This is a genomic window from Georgenia halophila, assembly GCF_039541595.1.
On sequence record NZ_BAABGN010000012.1, the window covers coordinates 1 to 16,304 of the forward strand.

Consider the following 16,304-nt stretch of genomic DNA (forward strand, 5'->3'; position numbering starts at 1 on the left):
TTCACACCTGGTGCCGGCAAAACCCATGCATGCCAGACCGCTGTCGGCAACGAGGCTATGAGCCAGACACCAGGTGCTCAGGATCCAACCACCGCAACAAGGGCGGCAACACTCACCCTGACACTGACATGACGGTAGAACGGTCCGGCGATCCCGGCGACAGCGGCGCGCCGTTCGTGATGAGCTCGTAACGCGGCAGCCTCCGTGCCGAACAAGCCCTAACTGCCCGTCCGCGGCGTCAGACCGCAACTCAGGGCTTGCTCGGCGGGCACTCGAGAGAGCCGGCCGTGCGGGCGGGCCCGGAGCTGCGGTCGTACCCTGTCCCGGTGTACGAGAACGTCCGTCCGGAAGGACTGCGCGCGCATCACACGGTCGCCGATCTCTTCCCGACGACGGGGGCACCGCCGCGGCTCGTGGTCAGGCCGACGGCGGTCGCACCACCGGCGGAGGGCCGGCTCCCGGACCCAGAGGATCTGGAGGCCGCGCTCGAACCCCTGGTGGACCTGCTGGCCGGGCGACGCCTCGCCGTGCTGACCGGCGCCGGCGTCTCCACGGACTCCGGAATCCCCGACTACCGCTCGCCGGGATCGTCCCCCAGGCGGCCGATGACGCATCAGCAGTTCGTCTCCTCCGCGGCCTTCCGCCGTCACTACTGGGCGCGCAACCACCTGGGCTGGCGGCACCTGCAGGCGGCCGAGCCCAACGACGGGCACCGCGCGCTCGCCGCGATGGAGCAAGCCGGCCTGCTCACCGGCCTCATCACCCAGAACATCGACCTGTTGCACGTGCGCGCCGGCTCGCACGACGTCATCCATCTGCACGGGCGGTACGACCGTGTGCTGTGTCTACGCTGCGGCCTGGTGCTCAGCCGCGAGGAGCACGACGAGACGCTCGTGGCGCTCAATCCCCACTGGCGCGAGCGCTTCACCGACGTCGCCGACCTGGAGGTGGCTCCGGACGCCGACGTGGTGCTGGAGTCCACGGCGGACTTCAAGATCGCGGACTGCCCGCGGTGCGGCGGCATCCTGAAGCCCGACGTCGTCTTCTTCGGCGACAACACCTCCAAGGAACGCGTGGAGCAGGCTTATGCGCTCGTGGACGAGGCCGAGGGGCTGCTCGTCGCCGGTTCCTCCCTGGCCGTGATGGGCGGGCTGCGGTTCGTCCGGCGGGCGGCGAAGGCCCAGCGCCCGGTCGGCATGGTGAACCGGGGAGCGACGCGGGGCGACGAGCTCGCCTCCGTGCGCGTCCACGTGGGGACGTCGGAGGCGCTGCCGATGCTGGCGGCGAGGCTCGTCGAGCGCCGGAACGGCTGATCTGCGGAGCGCCGGACCGCCTGAGTGCCGGAACACCCTGAGCTACGGCGCCGACTATCGCGTCACGAAACCCTGCAGGCCCTCGGGCTCCTCGTCCTCGATGTCCACGTGGGTCACCTCGGCCAGCCGCGGTCCCTGGCGTACCCAGGCAGCCATCGCATCGACGGCGGTCTCGTCACCCTCCAGGACGACTTCGACGGTGCCGTCCGGGACGTTCCGCACCCACCCGTTGACGCCGAGCCGGGCCGCCACGTCCTCGCACGCGTAGCGGTATCCCACGCCCTGGACCTGGCCGTGGACCACGAGATGGCGCCGAATCATGAGAACAAGTCTCGTGCGGCCGGACGGCTTATGCACACGGGCGGCGACGGACGCCGTCGGGCCGTTCGGCTGGACGGCTGGACGGCTGGACGGCTGGACGGCTGTCGGTAAGTTGGCGCCATGGCGGGAGAGCAGACCGCATCCGACCGGCCGACGGCGAGGACCGCCGTCGGCCACCGGCCGTGTCTCCTCTGATGAAAGGCGCCAGTCGTGTCATCCACCCGCCCCACCATCTACCAGCACCCGCTCGCGTACCTCGTCGGCCTCGAAGGCGTGGCTCTCATGCGCGCCTTCGCCGGCGAGCACGATCGCGAGTTCACCGAGGCCAGGCTCGCCGACATCCGCCGGCTGCTCGACGCGGCCGACCGCTTCGGTGACGGGCACGACGTGCCGCCCATCGCCGTCGAACATGGCTACCGGTACTGGGCGCCGCGGTACGACGCCGGCCCGAACGGCTTCTGGGGCACGGAGGAGCCGCTCGTCCGGCCCCTGATGGAGCGGGTGCCACCGGGCGTCGCTATCGACGCCGCGTGCGGCACCGGACGGCACACAGGGTGGCTCGTCGAGCAAGGTCACGAGGTCCTCGGATTCGACACCTCGGCCGACATGCTCGCGATCGCCCGCGGCAAGGTGCCGGGCGCCCAGTTCGCCGAGGCAGACCTGCACCACCTTCCGGTGCCCGACGCGTGCGCCGACCTTGTGGTGGTCACGCTCGCCCTGAGCCACGTCGAGCACCTCGGCCCGGCGTTCACCGAGCTCGCGCGTGTGCTACGGCCGGGTGGGCACCTCGTCATCTCCGACACGCGCGGTTACTACGTCGGCTCGCCGCTCTACCCGCTCGTCGAGGGCGCGGACGGCGAGTTCGGCTACATCCCGAACTGGCGGCACGCGACGAGCGAGTACCTGGAGGCGGCGTTGCCGCTCGGCCTCCGGCCGCGTCACTGCCGCGAGTACAGCGGGAGGGCGGACGCACGTGCCGAGGAGGCCCGCCGGGACGATGCGGCCGACGGCGGCGCCGGGGCGTTCGATCCCGCGGCGAGCATGCAGTTCGAGGACCCGTCACGGCCGCCGAACATCTGGGAGATGATGCCGTGGGCCGACGCCGCCACTCGCGCGGCGTACGACGGCGACCCGGTGCTCATCGTGTGGGACTTCGAGAAGGAGTAGCCGCTACCGCCGCTCGTCGAAGAAGGCCCTGAGCAGCTCGCCGCTCTCGTCAGCCCGGACGCCGGGGAGCACCTCGACCCGGTGGTTCAGGCGCGCGTCACGGACCACGTCACGCACGGAGCCGGTGGCACCCGCCTTGGGGTCCCACGCACCGAGGACCACACGGCGGACGCGGGCGAGCACGACGGCGCCCGCGCACATGGTGCAGGGCTCGAGCGTCACGACGAGCGTGCAGCCCTCGAGCCGCCACGTGCCGAGCGCGCCGGCGGCCTCGCGGAGGGCGAGGATCTCGGCGTGGGCGGTGGGGTCGCCATCGACCTCCCGGCGGTTGCGGCCTCGTGCCAGCGTGGACCCGTCCGGGCCGAGGACGACGGCGCCGACCGGGACGTCGCCGTCGTCGGCGGCCCGGCGGGCCTGTACCAGCGCCTCGGCCATGGCGGCGTCGAGAACGGCGTCGTCCGGAGCCGGCCGCATGGTCATGCCGTCATGATGACAGGACGTCGGCCGCCGGCCGGGCTGCCGGATTGCTGGCGGTAGGTTGGGCATCATGCGCGTGCACGTGGCGGACCACCCCCTCATTGCCCACAAGCTCACCGTCCTGCGGGACCGGACGACCCAGTCGCCGACGTTCCGTCTGCTGGTCGACGAGCTGGTGACCCTGCTGGCCTACGAGGCGACGCGCGACGTGCGGATCACCGAGGTGGAGGTGACCACCCCGGTGGCGACCACGAACGGCACCCACCTGGCGTCGCCCCAGCCAATCGTCGTGCCCATCCTGCGTGCCGGGCTCGGCATGCTCTCCGGGATGACCCGGCTGCTGCCGACTGCGGAGGTCGGCTTCCTCGGGATGCAGCGCGACGAAGAGACCTTCGAGGCCATCACCTATGCGAACCGCCTGCCGGACGACCTGTCGGGGCGGCAGTGCTACGTGCTCGACCCGATGCTCGCCACCGGGCACACGCTCATCGCCGCCATCGACTACCTGCTCGAGAAGGGTGCGGTCGACGTCACCGCGATCTGCCTGCTCGCCGCCCCGGAGGGCCTGCGGACCGTCGAGGAGGCCATCGGCGAGCGCGGCGACGTCCAGATCGTGACGGCGGCCGTGGACGATCACCTGAACGAGCAGAGATTCATCGTGCCCGGACTGGGTGACGCGGGCGACCGGTTGTACGGCGTCGTGGACTGAGCGGCGCACCTCCCGGGCGTGCCGTCGGGAAGGCCGTGCGATCGTGAAGCATGGCCCTACCAGCCGACACGCACGTGCACAGCGAATGGTCGTGGGACACCGGCGGACCGTCGTCGGCTGCCGCCGGAAGCATGGAGGCGACCTGCCGGCAGGCGCTGCGCATCGGTCTGCCCACCCTGATCTTCACGGAGCACCTGGACCTCACGTCGTGGGTGGTCGACGAGCGGGACCTTCCTGGCGATCTGCGGGTGCACGCCGACCCGGACGGTGAGTTCCATCCTCCGGTGCTCGACGTGGCCGGCTACCTGGAGTGCGTCGAGCGGTGTAGGCGGCAGTTTCCCGAACTGCATGTCCTTACCGGTGTGGAGTTCGGGCAGCCGCACGTGGACACGGCCCCGGCGGCCGAGCCGCGGAACACCACGGCCCGTGAGGTCGGTGCCAGCGACCTCAAGGCACTCGACCGCGTCAACGGTTCGCTGCACACCCTGCCCGTCGGTGGTCGCCGCCACGAACCGTCCGTCCTCTACCGGATGTGGCCGCCCGAGCGGGTCGTCCGGGAGTACCTCGACGAGGTGTGCCGCATGATCGCCGGATCGGATGCCTTCGAGGTGCTGTGCCACATCGAGTACGCGGTCCGATACTGGCCATCGGAGCGGGTAGGGCCGTTCGACCCGGGACAGTTCGAGGACAGCTTCCGTCAGGCCATGCGAGTCCTGGCCGGCTCCGGCCGCGCACTCGAGATCAACCTCGCGCAGCAGATTCGTCCGTGGATCCTCCAGTGGTGGCGCGACGAAGGCGGGCGGGCCATCACCTTCGGCAGCGACGCCCACGAGCCCCAGCTGCTCGCCAAGGCGTTTCCCGAGGCCATGGCAATGGCAGAGCACTACGGCTTCCGGCCGGGCCGGTGGCCCGCCGACTTTTGGACGCGGTGACGTCCGCCGATCTGCGCGCCGAGCCGCCGACCGGCCAGCACGCGGATCGCTGCCTCACCGGTCCTGGGCGCGCAGCAGGGCAAGCAGCGAACGGACCGTGCGCCGCGCCGCCAGCAGCTCGCGCCGCTGGACGTGGCGGGCGGAGAGCAGCCTGGCGAGCTCGTCGTCGTAGTCGTCGGCCAGGCGCACGAGAATCTCGCTCCCCCGGGCGGTCAGCGTCACCAGCGGCGACGAGCGGTGCTGCGGGTTCGCCCGCTTGAGCGCCAGACCGTCGGTCACCAGGATGTCGACGACGCGCTGGACGCTCTGCCGAGCCAGGCCGAGCCTCGACGCGATCCCCGGGACGGTGGCGTCCTCCTCGGAGACCACACTCATGACCTGCCATCGAGCCACGGTCAACCCGTGACGTGCCGCCAGCCGCTCGCCGATCCCGCGTGAGATGGCGGCCAGCTCGTTCACCTCACCGATGAGAAGGCGGTACGCCTCGGCTTCGTTCGGCATATCGACAGCATACTGTCATACAGTGACAGCAGGCTGTCACGCAGCGTTGCGGAACCTCGCCAGTGCCGAGCCGAGGTCCTCGCGCAGGTCCTCGACGTCCTCCAGGCCGACGGACAGCCGCACCGTCGCGCCGGTGATGCCCATCTGTTCTCGGAGGGCCGGTTCGATCCGGCAGTGCGTCGTCGTCGCGGGGTGCGTGGCCAGCGACTTGGTGTCACCGAGGTTGCTGGAGAGGTCGATGACACGCAGGGCGTCGAGGAACGCGAAGGTCGGCTCGACGTCGCCGCGGTCAGTATCGAGGGTGAAGGTGACGACGGTTCCTCCCCCGCGCATCTGTGACCGCGCCAGCTGGTGCTGCGGGTGCGAGGGAAGGTACGGGTACCGCACGGAGGCCACGCCGGGCTGCCGCTCGAGCCAGGCGGCCAGCTCGAGGGCGACCGCGGACTGCGCACGCACCCGCAGCGGAAGGGTCTCCAGACCCTTCGTGAGCACCCAGGCGTTGAACGGTGCCAGCGTCGGCCCGGTCATCCGCAGCATGGTCCGCATCCGCCCGGCCAGCAGCTCGCGGCTGCCGAGGACGGCGCCGCCCATGCAACGACCCTGACCGTCGATGTGCTTGGTCGCCGAGTACACGACCAGGTCGGCCCCCAGCTCGAGCGGACGCTGCAGGACCGGCGTCGCGAAGACGTTGTCGACGATCACGAGTGCACCGGCGCCGTGCGCGAGCCGGCAGATCTCCGGCAGGTCCAGGACGTCCTGCATCGGGTTGGTCGGTGACTCGACGAAGACGACGTCCGCCGGGGTCTTGAGCGCCGACGCCCACTGGTCCAGCTCCGTGCCGACCACGTAGTCGGTGACCACGCCCCAGCCGGCGAGGATGCCGTCGAAGACGGTCAGGGTCGATCCGAAGAGCTCACGGGCGGCGACGATCCGCGAACCGGACCGCACCATCGATGCCACCGCGGTGAACACCGCGGACATGCCGGTCGCCGTCGCCAGGCACTCCTGCGCCCCCTCGACCAGCGCGAGACGTTCCTGGAACGTCGTCACCGTGGGATTGGCGTATCTCGAGTACGTGTACCGATCGATTTCTTCGGCGAACGCCGCCGCGGCCTCGGCCGCCGTGTCGTAGACGAAGCCCTGGGTCAGGTACAGGGCCTCGGACGTCTCCTGGAACGGGCTGCGGTGCAGGCCGCCGCGGACCGCCGCGGTGGACGGCCGGAAGTCGCCAGGGTCCGGGCCGTCAGGGCCCGACGGACACGGCAGTTCTGGCACAGCCACTCCTCAAAGCCTCGGGTAGGTCCGATCCTGCCGGATCAGGTCGACCGCGTCCGATTGCCCGTCGCCTGGTTCGGATGCTGAGACCCGTTCGGTCGGTCGGTGCGCGTTTCGCCGTCGACCGGTTCGCCGTCGGCCGGTTCGTCGCCCGGAATCGCCTCGTCCGGCGTCGTGCTGCTCGTGCCGTCGACCATCACCGTCGTCGCGGGCGTGGCGTCACCGGGGACGGTCCGCAGACCGGTGTCCAGCACACCCTTAGGCTGCTCGCGCAGCGGCTTGGCGGTCGGGGTGGCCGAGTCCCAGGTGGAACGCAGCTCGGTGGAGCGCATGAGGACGACGGCGAGGACGCCGAGGAGCCCGACGCAGGCGGCGACCAGGAACACGGTGCCGATCCCGTCGCCGTAGGCGTCCTGCACCACCTGTGCGACGCCGGCCGGCAGCCGGGTGAGGTCGATCGACTCGCTCGTGGCGTCGAAGGCACCTGGATCCATGCCCTGCGCCGCCAGTCCGTCGATCGTCAGGTCGGTGACCCGGTGCGCGTAGACCGCCGCCAGGAGCTGGATGCCCATGGCGCCGCCGAGGTTGCGGAAGAACGTCACGGTCGAGGTCGCGGCCCCGACGTTGGAGAGCGTGTTGCTGTTCTGGACGGCGAGCACCAGGTTCTGCATCGACGCACCGAGGCCGAAGCCGGCGATCAGCAGGAAGCCGCCGATGAGCCACAGCGAGGTGTCCGAGTCGACCGTGGACATCAGGCCGATCCCCACCGTGAGCAGGATCAGGCCGCCGACCACGTACGGCTTCCACCGCCCGCTCCGGGAGACGAGCTGCCCGGCGATCGTCGACGACGCGAGCAGGCCCAGCATCAGGGGCAGGGTCAGCCATCCGGAGATGGTCGGGCTGTAGCCGCGGCCGATCTGGAAGTACTGCGCGAGGTAGATGTTGGCGCCGAACATGACCGTGCCGACGGCCAGGCTCGCGACGATGGCGAGCGCGGTGGACCGCTCCGTGAGGATGTGCAGCGGCACGACCGGCTCGGAGACCTTTCGCTCCACGAGGATGAAACCCAGCACCAGGACGGCGACACCGGAGAGCATCACCGCGGTCTGCCAGGACGCCCACGGGAAGGCGTTGCCGCCGAAGGAGACCCACAGCAGCAGCACCGTCGTGGCGAGCGAGATGAGCGCCGCACCGGCCCAGTCGACCTTGGCACCGGGGCGCCGGGTGTCCGGGACGTGCAGGTTCTTCACCAGCACGGCCAGGGCGCCCACCATGAACGGGAGGGTCGCCCAGAAGCACCAGCGCCACCCCAGCCACTGGACGTCCACGATGACGCCACCGATCAACGGCCCGGAGACCGTGGCCGTGGCGATGACCGCGCCGAGGTAGCCGTTGTACCGGCCGCGCTGCCGCGGCGGGACGATCGTCGCGATGGTGGTCTGGACCAGCACCATGATTGCGCCCATGCCGGCGCCCTGGAGCACGCGCAGCGCGATGAGCATCTCGGGCGAGACGCTGAAGCCTGCCATGAGCGAGCCGACCCCGAACAGCACGATCGCGCCGAGCAGCAGCTTCTTCTTGTCGAAGAGGTCGGCCAGCTTGCCGACGATGGGCGTCATGGCGGTCGAGGCGAGGATCGCGGAGGTGACGATCCAGGTGTACTGCTGCTGGCTCCCGCCGATCTCGGCGACGATCACCGGCAGGGCGTTGCCGACGATCGTGGCGGAGAGGTTGCCGACGAACATCGCAAGCAGGAGGCCGGCGAGCACCCGGAGCACCTTGCGGTGCTGCTCGTGGGCCGCCTCCGCCTGCTCCAGAGTCATGCCGGCGTAGGCGCGCCGTTTGGTCAGCTCTTTGCGCGGGCGTCTCACACAACCTCCATGCCGCCGGCGCGCGGGCCGGCCAGCTCGTCGTAGAAGGGGCTCGAGGCGGCGACGAACTCGCCGAGGTCCTCCGCGAAGCGGGTGATGCGCTCGACCGGCCAGTCCTGCAGCGCCGTCGTGATGACGTCGGCGTGCCGTCGCCGGACCTCGCGGAGCTTGGCGTGGCCCGTCTCGGTCAGGGAGACCAGGGCGGCTCTTCCGTCTTCGGGGTCGGTGCGCCGGTCGACGAGACCGAGCTTCTCCAGCGACGCGACCTGCCGGCTGGCGACGGAGGGGTCGACGATCTGGGTCTCGGCGAGGGTGGCGACCCGGCACTCCCCGATCCGGCGGAGCGCGAAGAGGATCTGGACCTGGGTGGGCTGCAGGCCGCAGCTCTGTGCGACGAGCGTCCCGGAGGTGCGGTTGCGGCGGAGGAAGGCGCCGATCTCGTCGATCAGACGCTCGCTGGTTTCGGCACGGGAGGAGGACACGGGAGACCAGGGTACTCCTACATGCACCATGCATCTATTCAGGTCGGCGGACTCTGCAGCGACCTCTGTCACACGCCGGGTAGCGTGACCGCGCCAGCGACGTCGGAGGAGACAGACCCCATGAGCACCATCACCGAGGCGAAGATCATCGTCAGCTCGCCCGGCCGGAACTTCGTGACCCTGAAGGTCGTCACCTCCGACGGTGTCGTCGGCTGGGGCGACGCGACGCTCAACGGTCGCGAGCTCGCCGTCGCCAGCTACCTGCGGGACCACGTCTGCCCGCTGCTGGTCGGCCGGGACCCGGCCCGCATCGAGGACATGTGGTCCTACCTGTACAAGGGGGCCTACTGGCGCCGCGGTCCGGTGACGATGACGGCGATCGCCGCGGTCGACCTCGCCCTGTGGGACATCAAGGGCAAGGTGGCCGGCCTGCCGGTCTACGAGCTGCTCGGCGGCAAGGCCCGGGAGGGCGCCATGGTCTACGGCCACGCCGCCGGCGCGGACGTTCCCGAGCTGCTCGACGACGTCGCACGCTTCCGTGCCGAGGGATACCTCGCCGTGCGGGCCCAGGCCGCCGTCGCCGGCATCCCGGGGGTCTACGGCGTCGGCCACGGCGGAGAGGTCTACGACCCGGCGGACTCTTCACTGCCGGAGGAACAGGCCTGGTCCACGCCCGAGTACCTCGACCAGGCGCCGAAGTACCTCGCCGCGGTGCGCGACGCCGTCGGGCCGGGCGTGCACCTGCTGCACGACGTCCACCACCGCCTCTCCCCCAACGAGGCCGCCCGGTTCGGGCGGTCGGTGGAGGATCTCGGCCTGTTCTGGATGGAGGACCCGACGCCGGCCGAACTGCAGGACGGCTACCGGCTCATCCGCTCCCGCACGACCACGCCGATCGCCACCGGTGAGGTGCTCAACTCGATCTGGGACGTCCAGCAGCTCATCACCGAGCAACTCATCGACTACGTGCGCACGTCGGTCTCGCACGCCGGCGGCATCACCCACCTGCGGCGGATCTTCAACCTCGCCGAGCTGTACCACGTGCGCACCGGATCGCACGGAGCGACGGACCTCTCCCCCGTCTCGCTCGCCGCGGCGGTGCATCTGGACGTGACGGTGCCGAACTTCGGCATCCAGGAGTACATGGCGCACATGCGGCTCACGCACGAGGTTTTCCGTCCGAGCTACCGGCTCGAAGCCGGCCTGCTGATCCCGTCCGACGAGCCGGGGCTCGGCGTCGAGGTCGACGAGGCGGCGGCGGAGAAGTTCCCGTACGAGCCGAAGTACCTGCCGGTGGCGCGGCGCCTGGATGGCTCGATCCACGACTGGTGACGCGCGTCCCCGCGAGACTTGCGCGAGGGCTACTCGAAACACCGAGGGCCACTGTCCGAACTGGCGCCCGTGGTGTTTGGAGTAGCCCTCGTTCGGGCCCGACGGCGGGCGGGACCGCGGGCGGGACCGCGGCCGGACCTATGGTTGAGCCATGCGCCTGTCGCCCCTCGTCGAGCCGGGCCCGCCCCTGAGCCGCGAGCAGGTCCAGCGCTACTCCCGCCACCTGCTGCTCGGCCAGCTCGGGCACGACGGCCAGCGCCGCCTGCTCGCCTCGCGGGTCGCCGTCGTCGGGGCCGGAGGGCTCGGCGCACCGGTGCTGCAGTACCTCGCGGCGGCCGGGGTCGGGCACCTGACGATCATCGACGACGACGATGTCGACCCCTCCAACCTTCAGCGTCAGGTCATCCACACCATGGCCGACGTCGGCCGGCCCAAGGTCGACTCCGCCGCCGAGAAGGTCCGTGCGCTGAACCCGGAGGTCGAGGTGTCCACCCACGGCCGCCTCGACGCGACCAACGCTCGCCAGGTCCTGGACGGGCACCACCTCGTCCTCGATGGCACCGACAACTTCCCCACCCGCTACCTCGTGTCCGACACCTGCGCCGACCTCGCCGTGCCCGTGGTGTGGGGCTCCATCCTGCGGTTCGACGCGCAGATCTCGGTGTTCTGGTCGAGTCCCGTCCCGGCCGACTCGGGTCCCGACCCGGCCGACGGCGGACGGAACCCGGGCACCTCCGGGACGCCCGTGCCCGCACCGGGCCGCAACGAGAGTGTTGATCCTGCTGCTATAGCGACCGGATCGACACTCTCGTCGGCGGGCGTCACCCTGCGGGACCTGTTCCCCTACCCTCCCCCGGAAGGCACGACCCCCTCGTGCGGGCAGGCCGGGGTGCTCGGAGCGATGTGCGGGCAGGTCGGCTCCATCATGGCGACGGAAGCGATCAAGCTCCTGACCGGCACCGGCGAGCCGCTGCTCGGGCGGGTGCTCGTGCTCGACGCCCTGACCCAGCGCTGGAGCGAGATTCCGGTGCGCGCACGTCCGGCCGCCACGACCGTGCGCGCCGAGTCGTCACCCGTTCACCGAGTCGTCAATGACGTACCGGCTCGCCGAGGCAGCGACGGGAACCCGATCCTGGAGCACTCGAGCGAGGCTCCGGAGGGCTCGGGCGAGACCCCGGAGGTCTCGAGCGACGGACAAGACGCGCAGCAGCGCTCCATCACCGCCGCCGAGCTCGCCGCCCGGATCACCGCCCGCGAGCGCGGCACCGACGACTTCGTCCTGCTCGACGTCCGTGAGGAGCCCGAGCGCACCATCGTGGCCATCCCGGGCGCAGTCGGGATCCCGCTGGGCGAGGTGCTCACCGATCCCGACGGCGTCGTGCACCGCCTCGACCTGCACCGGCCCGGCGGCGTGGCTCGCGAGCTGCTCGTCCACTGCCGCAGCGGCCAGCGCTCGGCCCAGGCGGTGCGGGCGCTCGCCGACGCCGGTGCCCGGGCGATCAATGTCCGTGGCGGCGTCCTCGCCTGGGTGGCCGACGTGGACCCTGAGCTGCCCACCTACTGACCTGCCGACCACCCGCGAACGCCTGGGCCGCCACGCAGCCGAGACCGGCCGCTGTGCAGCCACAACCGGAGGAGACCGCATGATCACCGTCGAGGAGCATCGCGCCGCGGTGGTGTCCGGGGTCGCCCCGCTCGGCGTGCGCCGCGTCGCGCTCCGCGAGGCACTCGGCTGCGTGCTCGCCGAGGACGTCACGGCGTCCCTGGCCGTTCCACCCTTCGACAACTCGGCCATGGACGGCTACGCGGTCCGTGCCGGCGACGTCGCCGAGGCCGGCGAGGAAGCACCCGTGCGGCTGCGCGTCGTCGGGGACGTGCCGGCCGGCAGCGCCGAGCGACCGGAGGTGCTGGCCGGGACGGCCGCCCGCATCATGACGGGCGCGCCGATGCCGCCGGGCGCGGACGCCGTCGTCCCGGTCGAGCGCACGGACCAGCCGGTCGGCCCGGGGCCCGGCCGGCAGGTGCCGGACGCCGTCGCGATCCATGCGCCCGCCGGCGCGCACGTGCGGCGGGCCGGCGAAGACGTGACGGCGGGGGACGTGGTGCTACGCGCCGGTGTCGAGCTGGGACCGCGGCACCTGTCCACGGCGGCCTCGACCGGTCACGACACCCTGGCGGTGCGGCCTCGTGCCCGCCTCGGCGTGCTGTCCACCGGCGACGAGCTGGTGCCACCGGGCGAGCCGCTCGGGCCGGGCCAGATCCCGGACTCCAACAGCACCTTGCTCCTCACACTCGCAGAGTCCCTCGGCGCGACGGCGGTACCGCTCGGCTCGGTCGGCGACGCTCCGGAGGAGCTGCGCGACCTGCTCGCGGACAACCTCGAGCGCGTGGACGCGATCGTCACGACCGGCGGCGTAAGCGCGGGCGCCTTCGACGTCGTCAAGGAGGTGCTCGGCCCGCTCGGGGACGTGACGTTCTCGAGCGTCGCGATGCAGCCCGGCAAGCCGCAGGGGTTCGGCGTCCTCTCCCGCAGTGGCGACGACCCCGACGACGGCCCCGGCGACGGCGACTGCGACGCCGAGCGCAGAGTGCCGGTCTTCTGCCTGCCGGGCAACCCCGTGAGCGTGTTCGTGTCCTTCGTGGTGTTCGTCGATCCGGCGCTCCGGGTGATGTCCGGGCGCGGCACGCCGGACGAGCCGGCCTCCCTCCGTCCGGTCCTGCTGGAGGCGGTCGCCGCGTCCGGCTGGCGCTGTCCGCCCGGCCGGCGCCAGTACATGCCGGTCGTGCTCGAACGGCCGGCCGACGACAGGGTGCTAGTCAGGCCGGCGAACCCACGCGGGTCCGGCTCGCACCTGGTGGCGTCGCTGGCGGCGGCCGACGCGCTCGCCGTCGTCGAGGCTGACGTGGATTCGGTGGCCGAGGGGGACGTGGTGAGCGTCATGATGGTGCCGTGAACATGCGCCTGACCCACCTGGACGACGCCGGCAACGCCCGCATGGTCGACGTCACCGGCAAGCAGCCGACCGTGCGCGAGGCCGTCGCGACCGGCGAGGTCCGCTGCAGCGAGCACGTCATGTCGGCGCTGCGGGAGGGCACCGTGCCCAAGGGCGACGTGCTCGCCGTCGCTCGGATCGCCGGGATCGCGGCCGCGAAGAAGACGCCCGAGCTGCTGCCGCTGGCCCACACGATCGGTGTGCACGGCGCCGTCGTCGATCTCGAGCTCGCCGAGGACCGGGTGGTCATCACCGCCACGGTGCGCACCGCCGACCGCACCGGCGTGGAGATGGAGGCGATGACTGCCGTCTCGGTCGCGGCGCTCGCGGTGGTGGACATGGTCAAGGGCGTGGACCGCTCGGCGGAGATCACCGGCGTCAAGGTGGTCGCGAAGTCGGGCGGCCGCTCCGGCGACTGGCGCCGGCCCGAGTGAACCGGTGATGGCCCGCTTCGACGCGATCGTCCTCGCCGGTGGCCGCGCGCGCCGTCTCGGGGGTGTCTCCAAGCCCGACGTCGCCGTCGCCGGGCGGCGCCTGCTCGACCACGCGCTCGAGGCGACGGCGGGTGCCGGCCGGGTCGTCGTCGTCGCCCCCGCTGCGGTTGCTGTCCCCGACGGCGTGACCCGCACCCTGGAGGACCCGCCGCACGGTGGTCCGGTGGCCGGGCTGGCAGCCGGCCTGGCGGCCCTGGACTCCGATGACGGCAGCAGCGGCGACGACCGCGACGGCGACACGGCCGAGCTGGTCCTGGTCCTCGCGTGCGACGGGCCCTACGTGGCGACGGCGGTCCCCCGCCTGCTCGCCGCGTTGAGGACCGACGACGAGGACCAGCCGGACGGCGCGGTGCTCGTCGACGGCGACGACCGCGCGCAGTGGCTCACGGCGGTCTACCGAGCCGTGGCGTTGCGCGAGCGTGTCGCTGAGCAGGCACGGGAGCAGACCGGCGAGTCGATGCACGCGCTGGTGTCGCAGCTGCGTCTGGTCGGGGTGCCCGCTCGGGAGCACGAGGCGGACGACGTCGACACCTGGGACGACCTGCCCGACGGCTGACGGGCCCCGCACCGTTGCGTGCCCTCGACCACTCCCGCCGGACGCGCGACCGTCGAGCCGCGGTCAGTGATCTCCGCCGTCGAGCTGCTCGAGCACGTGCGGCAGCACGGGCGCGACGACGGCGACGGCGTCCCGCACCCCGCCCGGCGACCCCGGCGCGTTGACGACCAGCGCCTCACCGTCGTGGCCCGGCGCGATCCCGGCGAGCCCGCGGGAGAGCACCGCCGTCGGCACCGCCGCCGCGCCCTGGGTACGGATGGCCTCGGCCAGGCCGGGCAGCTCGCGACAGAGAACCTCCCGCGTGCCCTCCGGCGTGAGGTCGCGCGGCGAGATGCCGGTCCCGCCGGTGGTGAGCACGAGCCGCGCTCCGCCGTCGAGCGCCGAACGCAGGGCATCCCGCACGCTCGCGACCCCGTCGGGGACGACCATCACGGCCGCCGACACTCCGGCGTCGGCGAGCAGGCGGACCGCCAGCGGACCGGAGAGGTCCTCCGCCTCGCCACGCGCGCAACGGTCCGAGACCGTGATGACGACGGCGGGTGTCGCGGGTCCGTGAGGCACGCGGCAACGCTACCGAGCGTGCCCGCACCCGGCTGCACTTATGGTCCGCGAGCGGCCCCGTCCCGATAGCCCGTGCGCCATCCCGCGACAACGGCCCGCACAGGGCCACAATGTGGGGACAGCACGAGCGAAGGAGTCATCGTGGAGTTCACCTTCGAGTCTGCACCTGCCCGGGTCGTGTTCGGGCGCGGCACCGCCCGCACCGCCCTGGCCGACGAGATCGCCAGGATCGGCGGCAGCCGCGTCATGGTGGTGGCCGACGCCGGTCACCGGGCCTTCGTGGAGGCCGTCGCCGGGCCCTTCGACGACGCGGTGGTCTCCTGGTTCAGCGAGATCGAGGAGCACGTCCCCGCGGCGTCGGCGGAGGCGGCGGTGGCCCGAGCGCGGCTGACCCGTGCCGACACGGTGCTGGCCGTCGGTGGTGGGTCGACGATCGGCACGGCGAAGATCATCGCCCGCGACCTGCGGCTGCCGGTCGTCGCCGTCCCCACCACGTACTCGGGCAGCGAGGCCACGCCGTCGTGGAGCGTGACCCACGGCGGCGGCCGGAAGGAGTCCGGCATCGACCCCGCCGTCCGGCCCCGCGCCGCCGTGCTCGACCCGGACCTGTCCGACCAGCTGCCACGAGAGCTGGCGATCACCTCCGCCCTCAACGCGGTCGCGCACGTCGTCGAGGCGTACTGGTCCCCCGGCGCGAGCCCCATCAGCTCTGCGCTGGCCGACGAGGCCATGCGCTCCCTCGCCGAAGGGATGCGCGGCACCGGTCCGCGAGGTCTGGCGATGGCGCAGGCGCCGGAGCAGGCCGTCGCCGACCCCGTCGGTGCCTGGGCGGGCACGCCCTTCTCGGCCGGCGAGCAGCTGCTCTACGGCGCACACCTCGCGGGGATGACGTTCGCAGCCACCAGCTCCGGCCTGCACCACACGATCTGCCACGTGCTCGGCGGCGCCTTCCATCTGCCCAGCGCGGCGCTGCACGCGGTGGTGCTGCCGCACGTGCTGGCGCTCAACGCCCCGGCCGTGCCGCACACCGCCGAGCGCATCGCCCGGGCACTCGACGCCCAGGAGGCGGTCAGCGGGCTGCGCGGCCTGGCGGCATCGGTGGCCGCGCCACGCACGCTCGCGCAGATCGGGATGCCGCTGCGGCGGCTCGAGGAAGCGGTGGACCGGGTGACGGCCGCGCTGCCGGTCGAGAACCCGCGCCCCGTCGGCAAGCCCGAGGTTCGCACCGTGCTCACCGCGGCCTACGGCGAGGACGTGGCGTAGGCCTCTCGCACCGCATGTCACGCAGACGCGAACAGATCCCGTTGTCCGAGTCGCGGC

Annotated in this window: 17 protein-coding genes; 10 read left to right on the forward strand and 7 right to left on the reverse strand. The window is 72.1% G+C overall.

Annotated elements, in window-relative coordinates:
* The first annotated feature begins 473 nt into the window (after window positions 1-473).
* Window positions 474-1,313: a Sir2 family NAD-dependent protein deacetylase gene (locus tag ABD907_RS13920; protein WP_425555778.1), complete on the forward strand. Its 840-nt coding sequence runs from the start codon at window positions 474-476 to the stop codon at window positions 1,311-1,313.
* Window positions 1,314-1,367: 54 nt separating this feature from the next.
* Here the strand turns inward: ABD907_RS13920 and ABD907_RS13925 are convergent, their stop codons facing one another.
* The gene (locus ABD907_RS13925; protein ID WP_345216875.1) at window positions 1,368-1,634 is read right to left on the reverse strand and encodes an acylphosphatase; all 267 of its coding nucleotides are present in this window, start codon (window positions 1,632-1,634) and stop codon (window positions 1,368-1,370) included.
* Window positions 1,635-1,844: 210 nt separating this feature from the next.
* Between ABD907_RS13925 and ABD907_RS13930 the strand changes: the two genes are divergently transcribed.
* Entirely contained in the window at window positions 1,845-2,801 is a 957-nt protein-coding gene (locus ABD907_RS13930; RefSeq protein ID WP_345216876.1) for a class I SAM-dependent methyltransferase, read from the forward strand.
* Window positions 2,802-2,804: 3 nt separating this feature from the next.
* Here ABD907_RS13930 and ABD907_RS13935 read toward each other — a convergent pair whose 3' ends face one another.
* Window positions 2,805-3,281: a nucleoside deaminase gene (locus tag ABD907_RS13935; protein ID WP_345216877.1), complete on the reverse strand. Its 477-nt coding sequence runs from the start codon at window positions 3,279-3,281 to the stop codon at window positions 2,805-2,807.
* A gap of 67 nt (window positions 3,282-3,348) precedes the next feature.
* Here ABD907_RS13935 and upp point away from each other — a divergent pair, with 67 nt between their 5' ends.
* Both upp and ABD907_RS13945 read left to right on the forward strand, forming a co-directional pair.
* Complete coding sequence (upp, locus tag ABD907_RS13940; protein ID WP_345216878.1) at window positions 3,349-3,987, forward strand: uracil phosphoribosyltransferase; 639 nt, start codon at window positions 3,349-3,351, stop codon at window positions 3,985-3,987.
* 50 nt (window positions 3,988-4,037) lie between these two features.
* Window positions 4,038-4,919, forward strand: a complete 882-nt coding sequence (locus ABD907_RS13945) for a PHP domain-containing protein (protein WP_345216879.1) — start codon at window positions 4,038-4,040, stop codon at window positions 4,917-4,919.
* 54 nt (window positions 4,920-4,973) lie between these two features.
* Here the strand turns inward: ABD907_RS13945 and ABD907_RS13950 are convergent, their stop codons facing one another.
* From ABD907_RS13950 to ABD907_RS13965, 4 genes are read right to left on the reverse strand one after another with little or no spacing between them, the layout of a single operon-like run.
* Window positions 4,974-5,420 carry a MarR family winged helix-turn-helix transcriptional regulator gene (locus ABD907_RS13950; RefSeq protein WP_345216880.1) on the reverse strand — a complete coding sequence of 149 codons (447 nt, stop codon included), beginning with the start codon at window positions 5,418-5,420 and terminating at the stop codon, window positions 4,974-4,976.
* A 36-nt stretch (window positions 5,421-5,456) separates the two neighbouring features.
* Complete coding sequence (gene metZ / locus ABD907_RS13955) at window positions 5,457-6,695, reverse strand: O-succinylhomoserine sulfhydrylase (protein WP_345216881.1); 1,239 nt, start codon at window positions 6,693-6,695, stop codon at window positions 5,457-5,459.
* 41 nt (window positions 6,696-6,736) lie between these two features.
* Complete coding sequence (locus ABD907_RS13960; protein WP_345216882.1) at window positions 6,737-8,566, reverse strand: MDR family MFS transporter; 1,830 nt, start codon at window positions 8,564-8,566, stop codon at window positions 6,737-6,739.
* Window positions 8,563-9,048 carry a MarR family winged helix-turn-helix transcriptional regulator gene (locus ABD907_RS13965; RefSeq protein WP_345216883.1) on the reverse strand — a complete coding sequence of 162 codons (486 nt, stop codon included), beginning with the start codon at window positions 9,046-9,048 and terminating at the stop codon, window positions 8,563-8,565. The genes ABD907_RS13960 and ABD907_RS13965 overlap by 4 nt, the downstream gene beginning before the upstream one ends.
* 120 nt (window positions 9,049-9,168) lie before the next feature.
* Here ABD907_RS13965 and manD point away from each other — a divergent pair, with 120 nt between their 5' ends.
* The 5 genes from manD (at window position 9,169) to mobA (ending at window position 14,423) form a co-directional block, all read left to right on the forward strand.
* A complete protein-coding gene (gene manD / locus ABD907_RS13970; RefSeq protein WP_345216884.1) occupies window positions 9,169-10,380 on the forward strand; it encodes a D-mannonate dehydratase ManD in 1,212 nt (403 codons plus the stop codon).
* A gap of 151 nt (window positions 10,381-10,531) precedes the next feature.
* Window positions 10,532-11,944 carry a ThiF family adenylyltransferase gene (locus ABD907_RS13975; RefSeq protein WP_345216885.1) on the forward strand — a complete coding sequence of 471 codons (1,413 nt, stop codon included), beginning with the start codon at window positions 10,532-10,534 and terminating at the stop codon, window positions 11,942-11,944.
* Window positions 11,945-12,023: 79 nt separating this feature from the next.
* Entirely contained in the window at window positions 12,024-13,334 is a 1,311-nt protein-coding gene (locus tag ABD907_RS13980) for a molybdopterin molybdotransferase MoeA (protein WP_345216886.1), read from the forward strand.
* A gap of 2 nt (window positions 13,335-13,336) precedes the next feature.
* Entirely contained in the window at window positions 13,337-13,807 is a 471-nt protein-coding gene (gene moaC / locus ABD907_RS13985; protein WP_345217285.1) for a cyclic pyranopterin monophosphate synthase MoaC, read from the forward strand.
* Window positions 13,808-13,814: 7 nt separating this feature from the next.
* The gene (mobA, locus tag ABD907_RS13990) at window positions 13,815-14,423 is read left to right on the forward strand and encodes a molybdenum cofactor guanylyltransferase (RefSeq protein WP_345216887.1); all 609 of its coding nucleotides are present in this window, start codon (window positions 13,815-13,817) and stop codon (window positions 14,421-14,423) included.
* A gap of 63 nt (window positions 14,424-14,486) precedes the next feature.
* On the opposite strand, the gene ABD907_RS13995 is transcribed toward mobA, so the two are convergent.
* Window positions 14,487-14,984, reverse strand: a complete 498-nt coding sequence (locus tag ABD907_RS13995; RefSeq protein ID WP_345216888.1) for a MogA/MoaB family molybdenum cofactor biosynthesis protein — start codon at window positions 14,982-14,984, stop codon at window positions 14,487-14,489.
* A gap of 141 nt (window positions 14,985-15,125) precedes the next feature.
* On the opposite strand from ABD907_RS13995, the gene ABD907_RS14000 reads away from it, so the two are divergent.
* A complete protein-coding gene (locus ABD907_RS14000; RefSeq protein WP_345216889.1) occupies window positions 15,126-16,247 on the forward strand; it encodes a maleylacetate reductase in 1,122 nt (373 codons plus the stop codon).
* The last annotated feature ends 57 nt before the right edge of the window (window positions 16,248-16,304 follow it).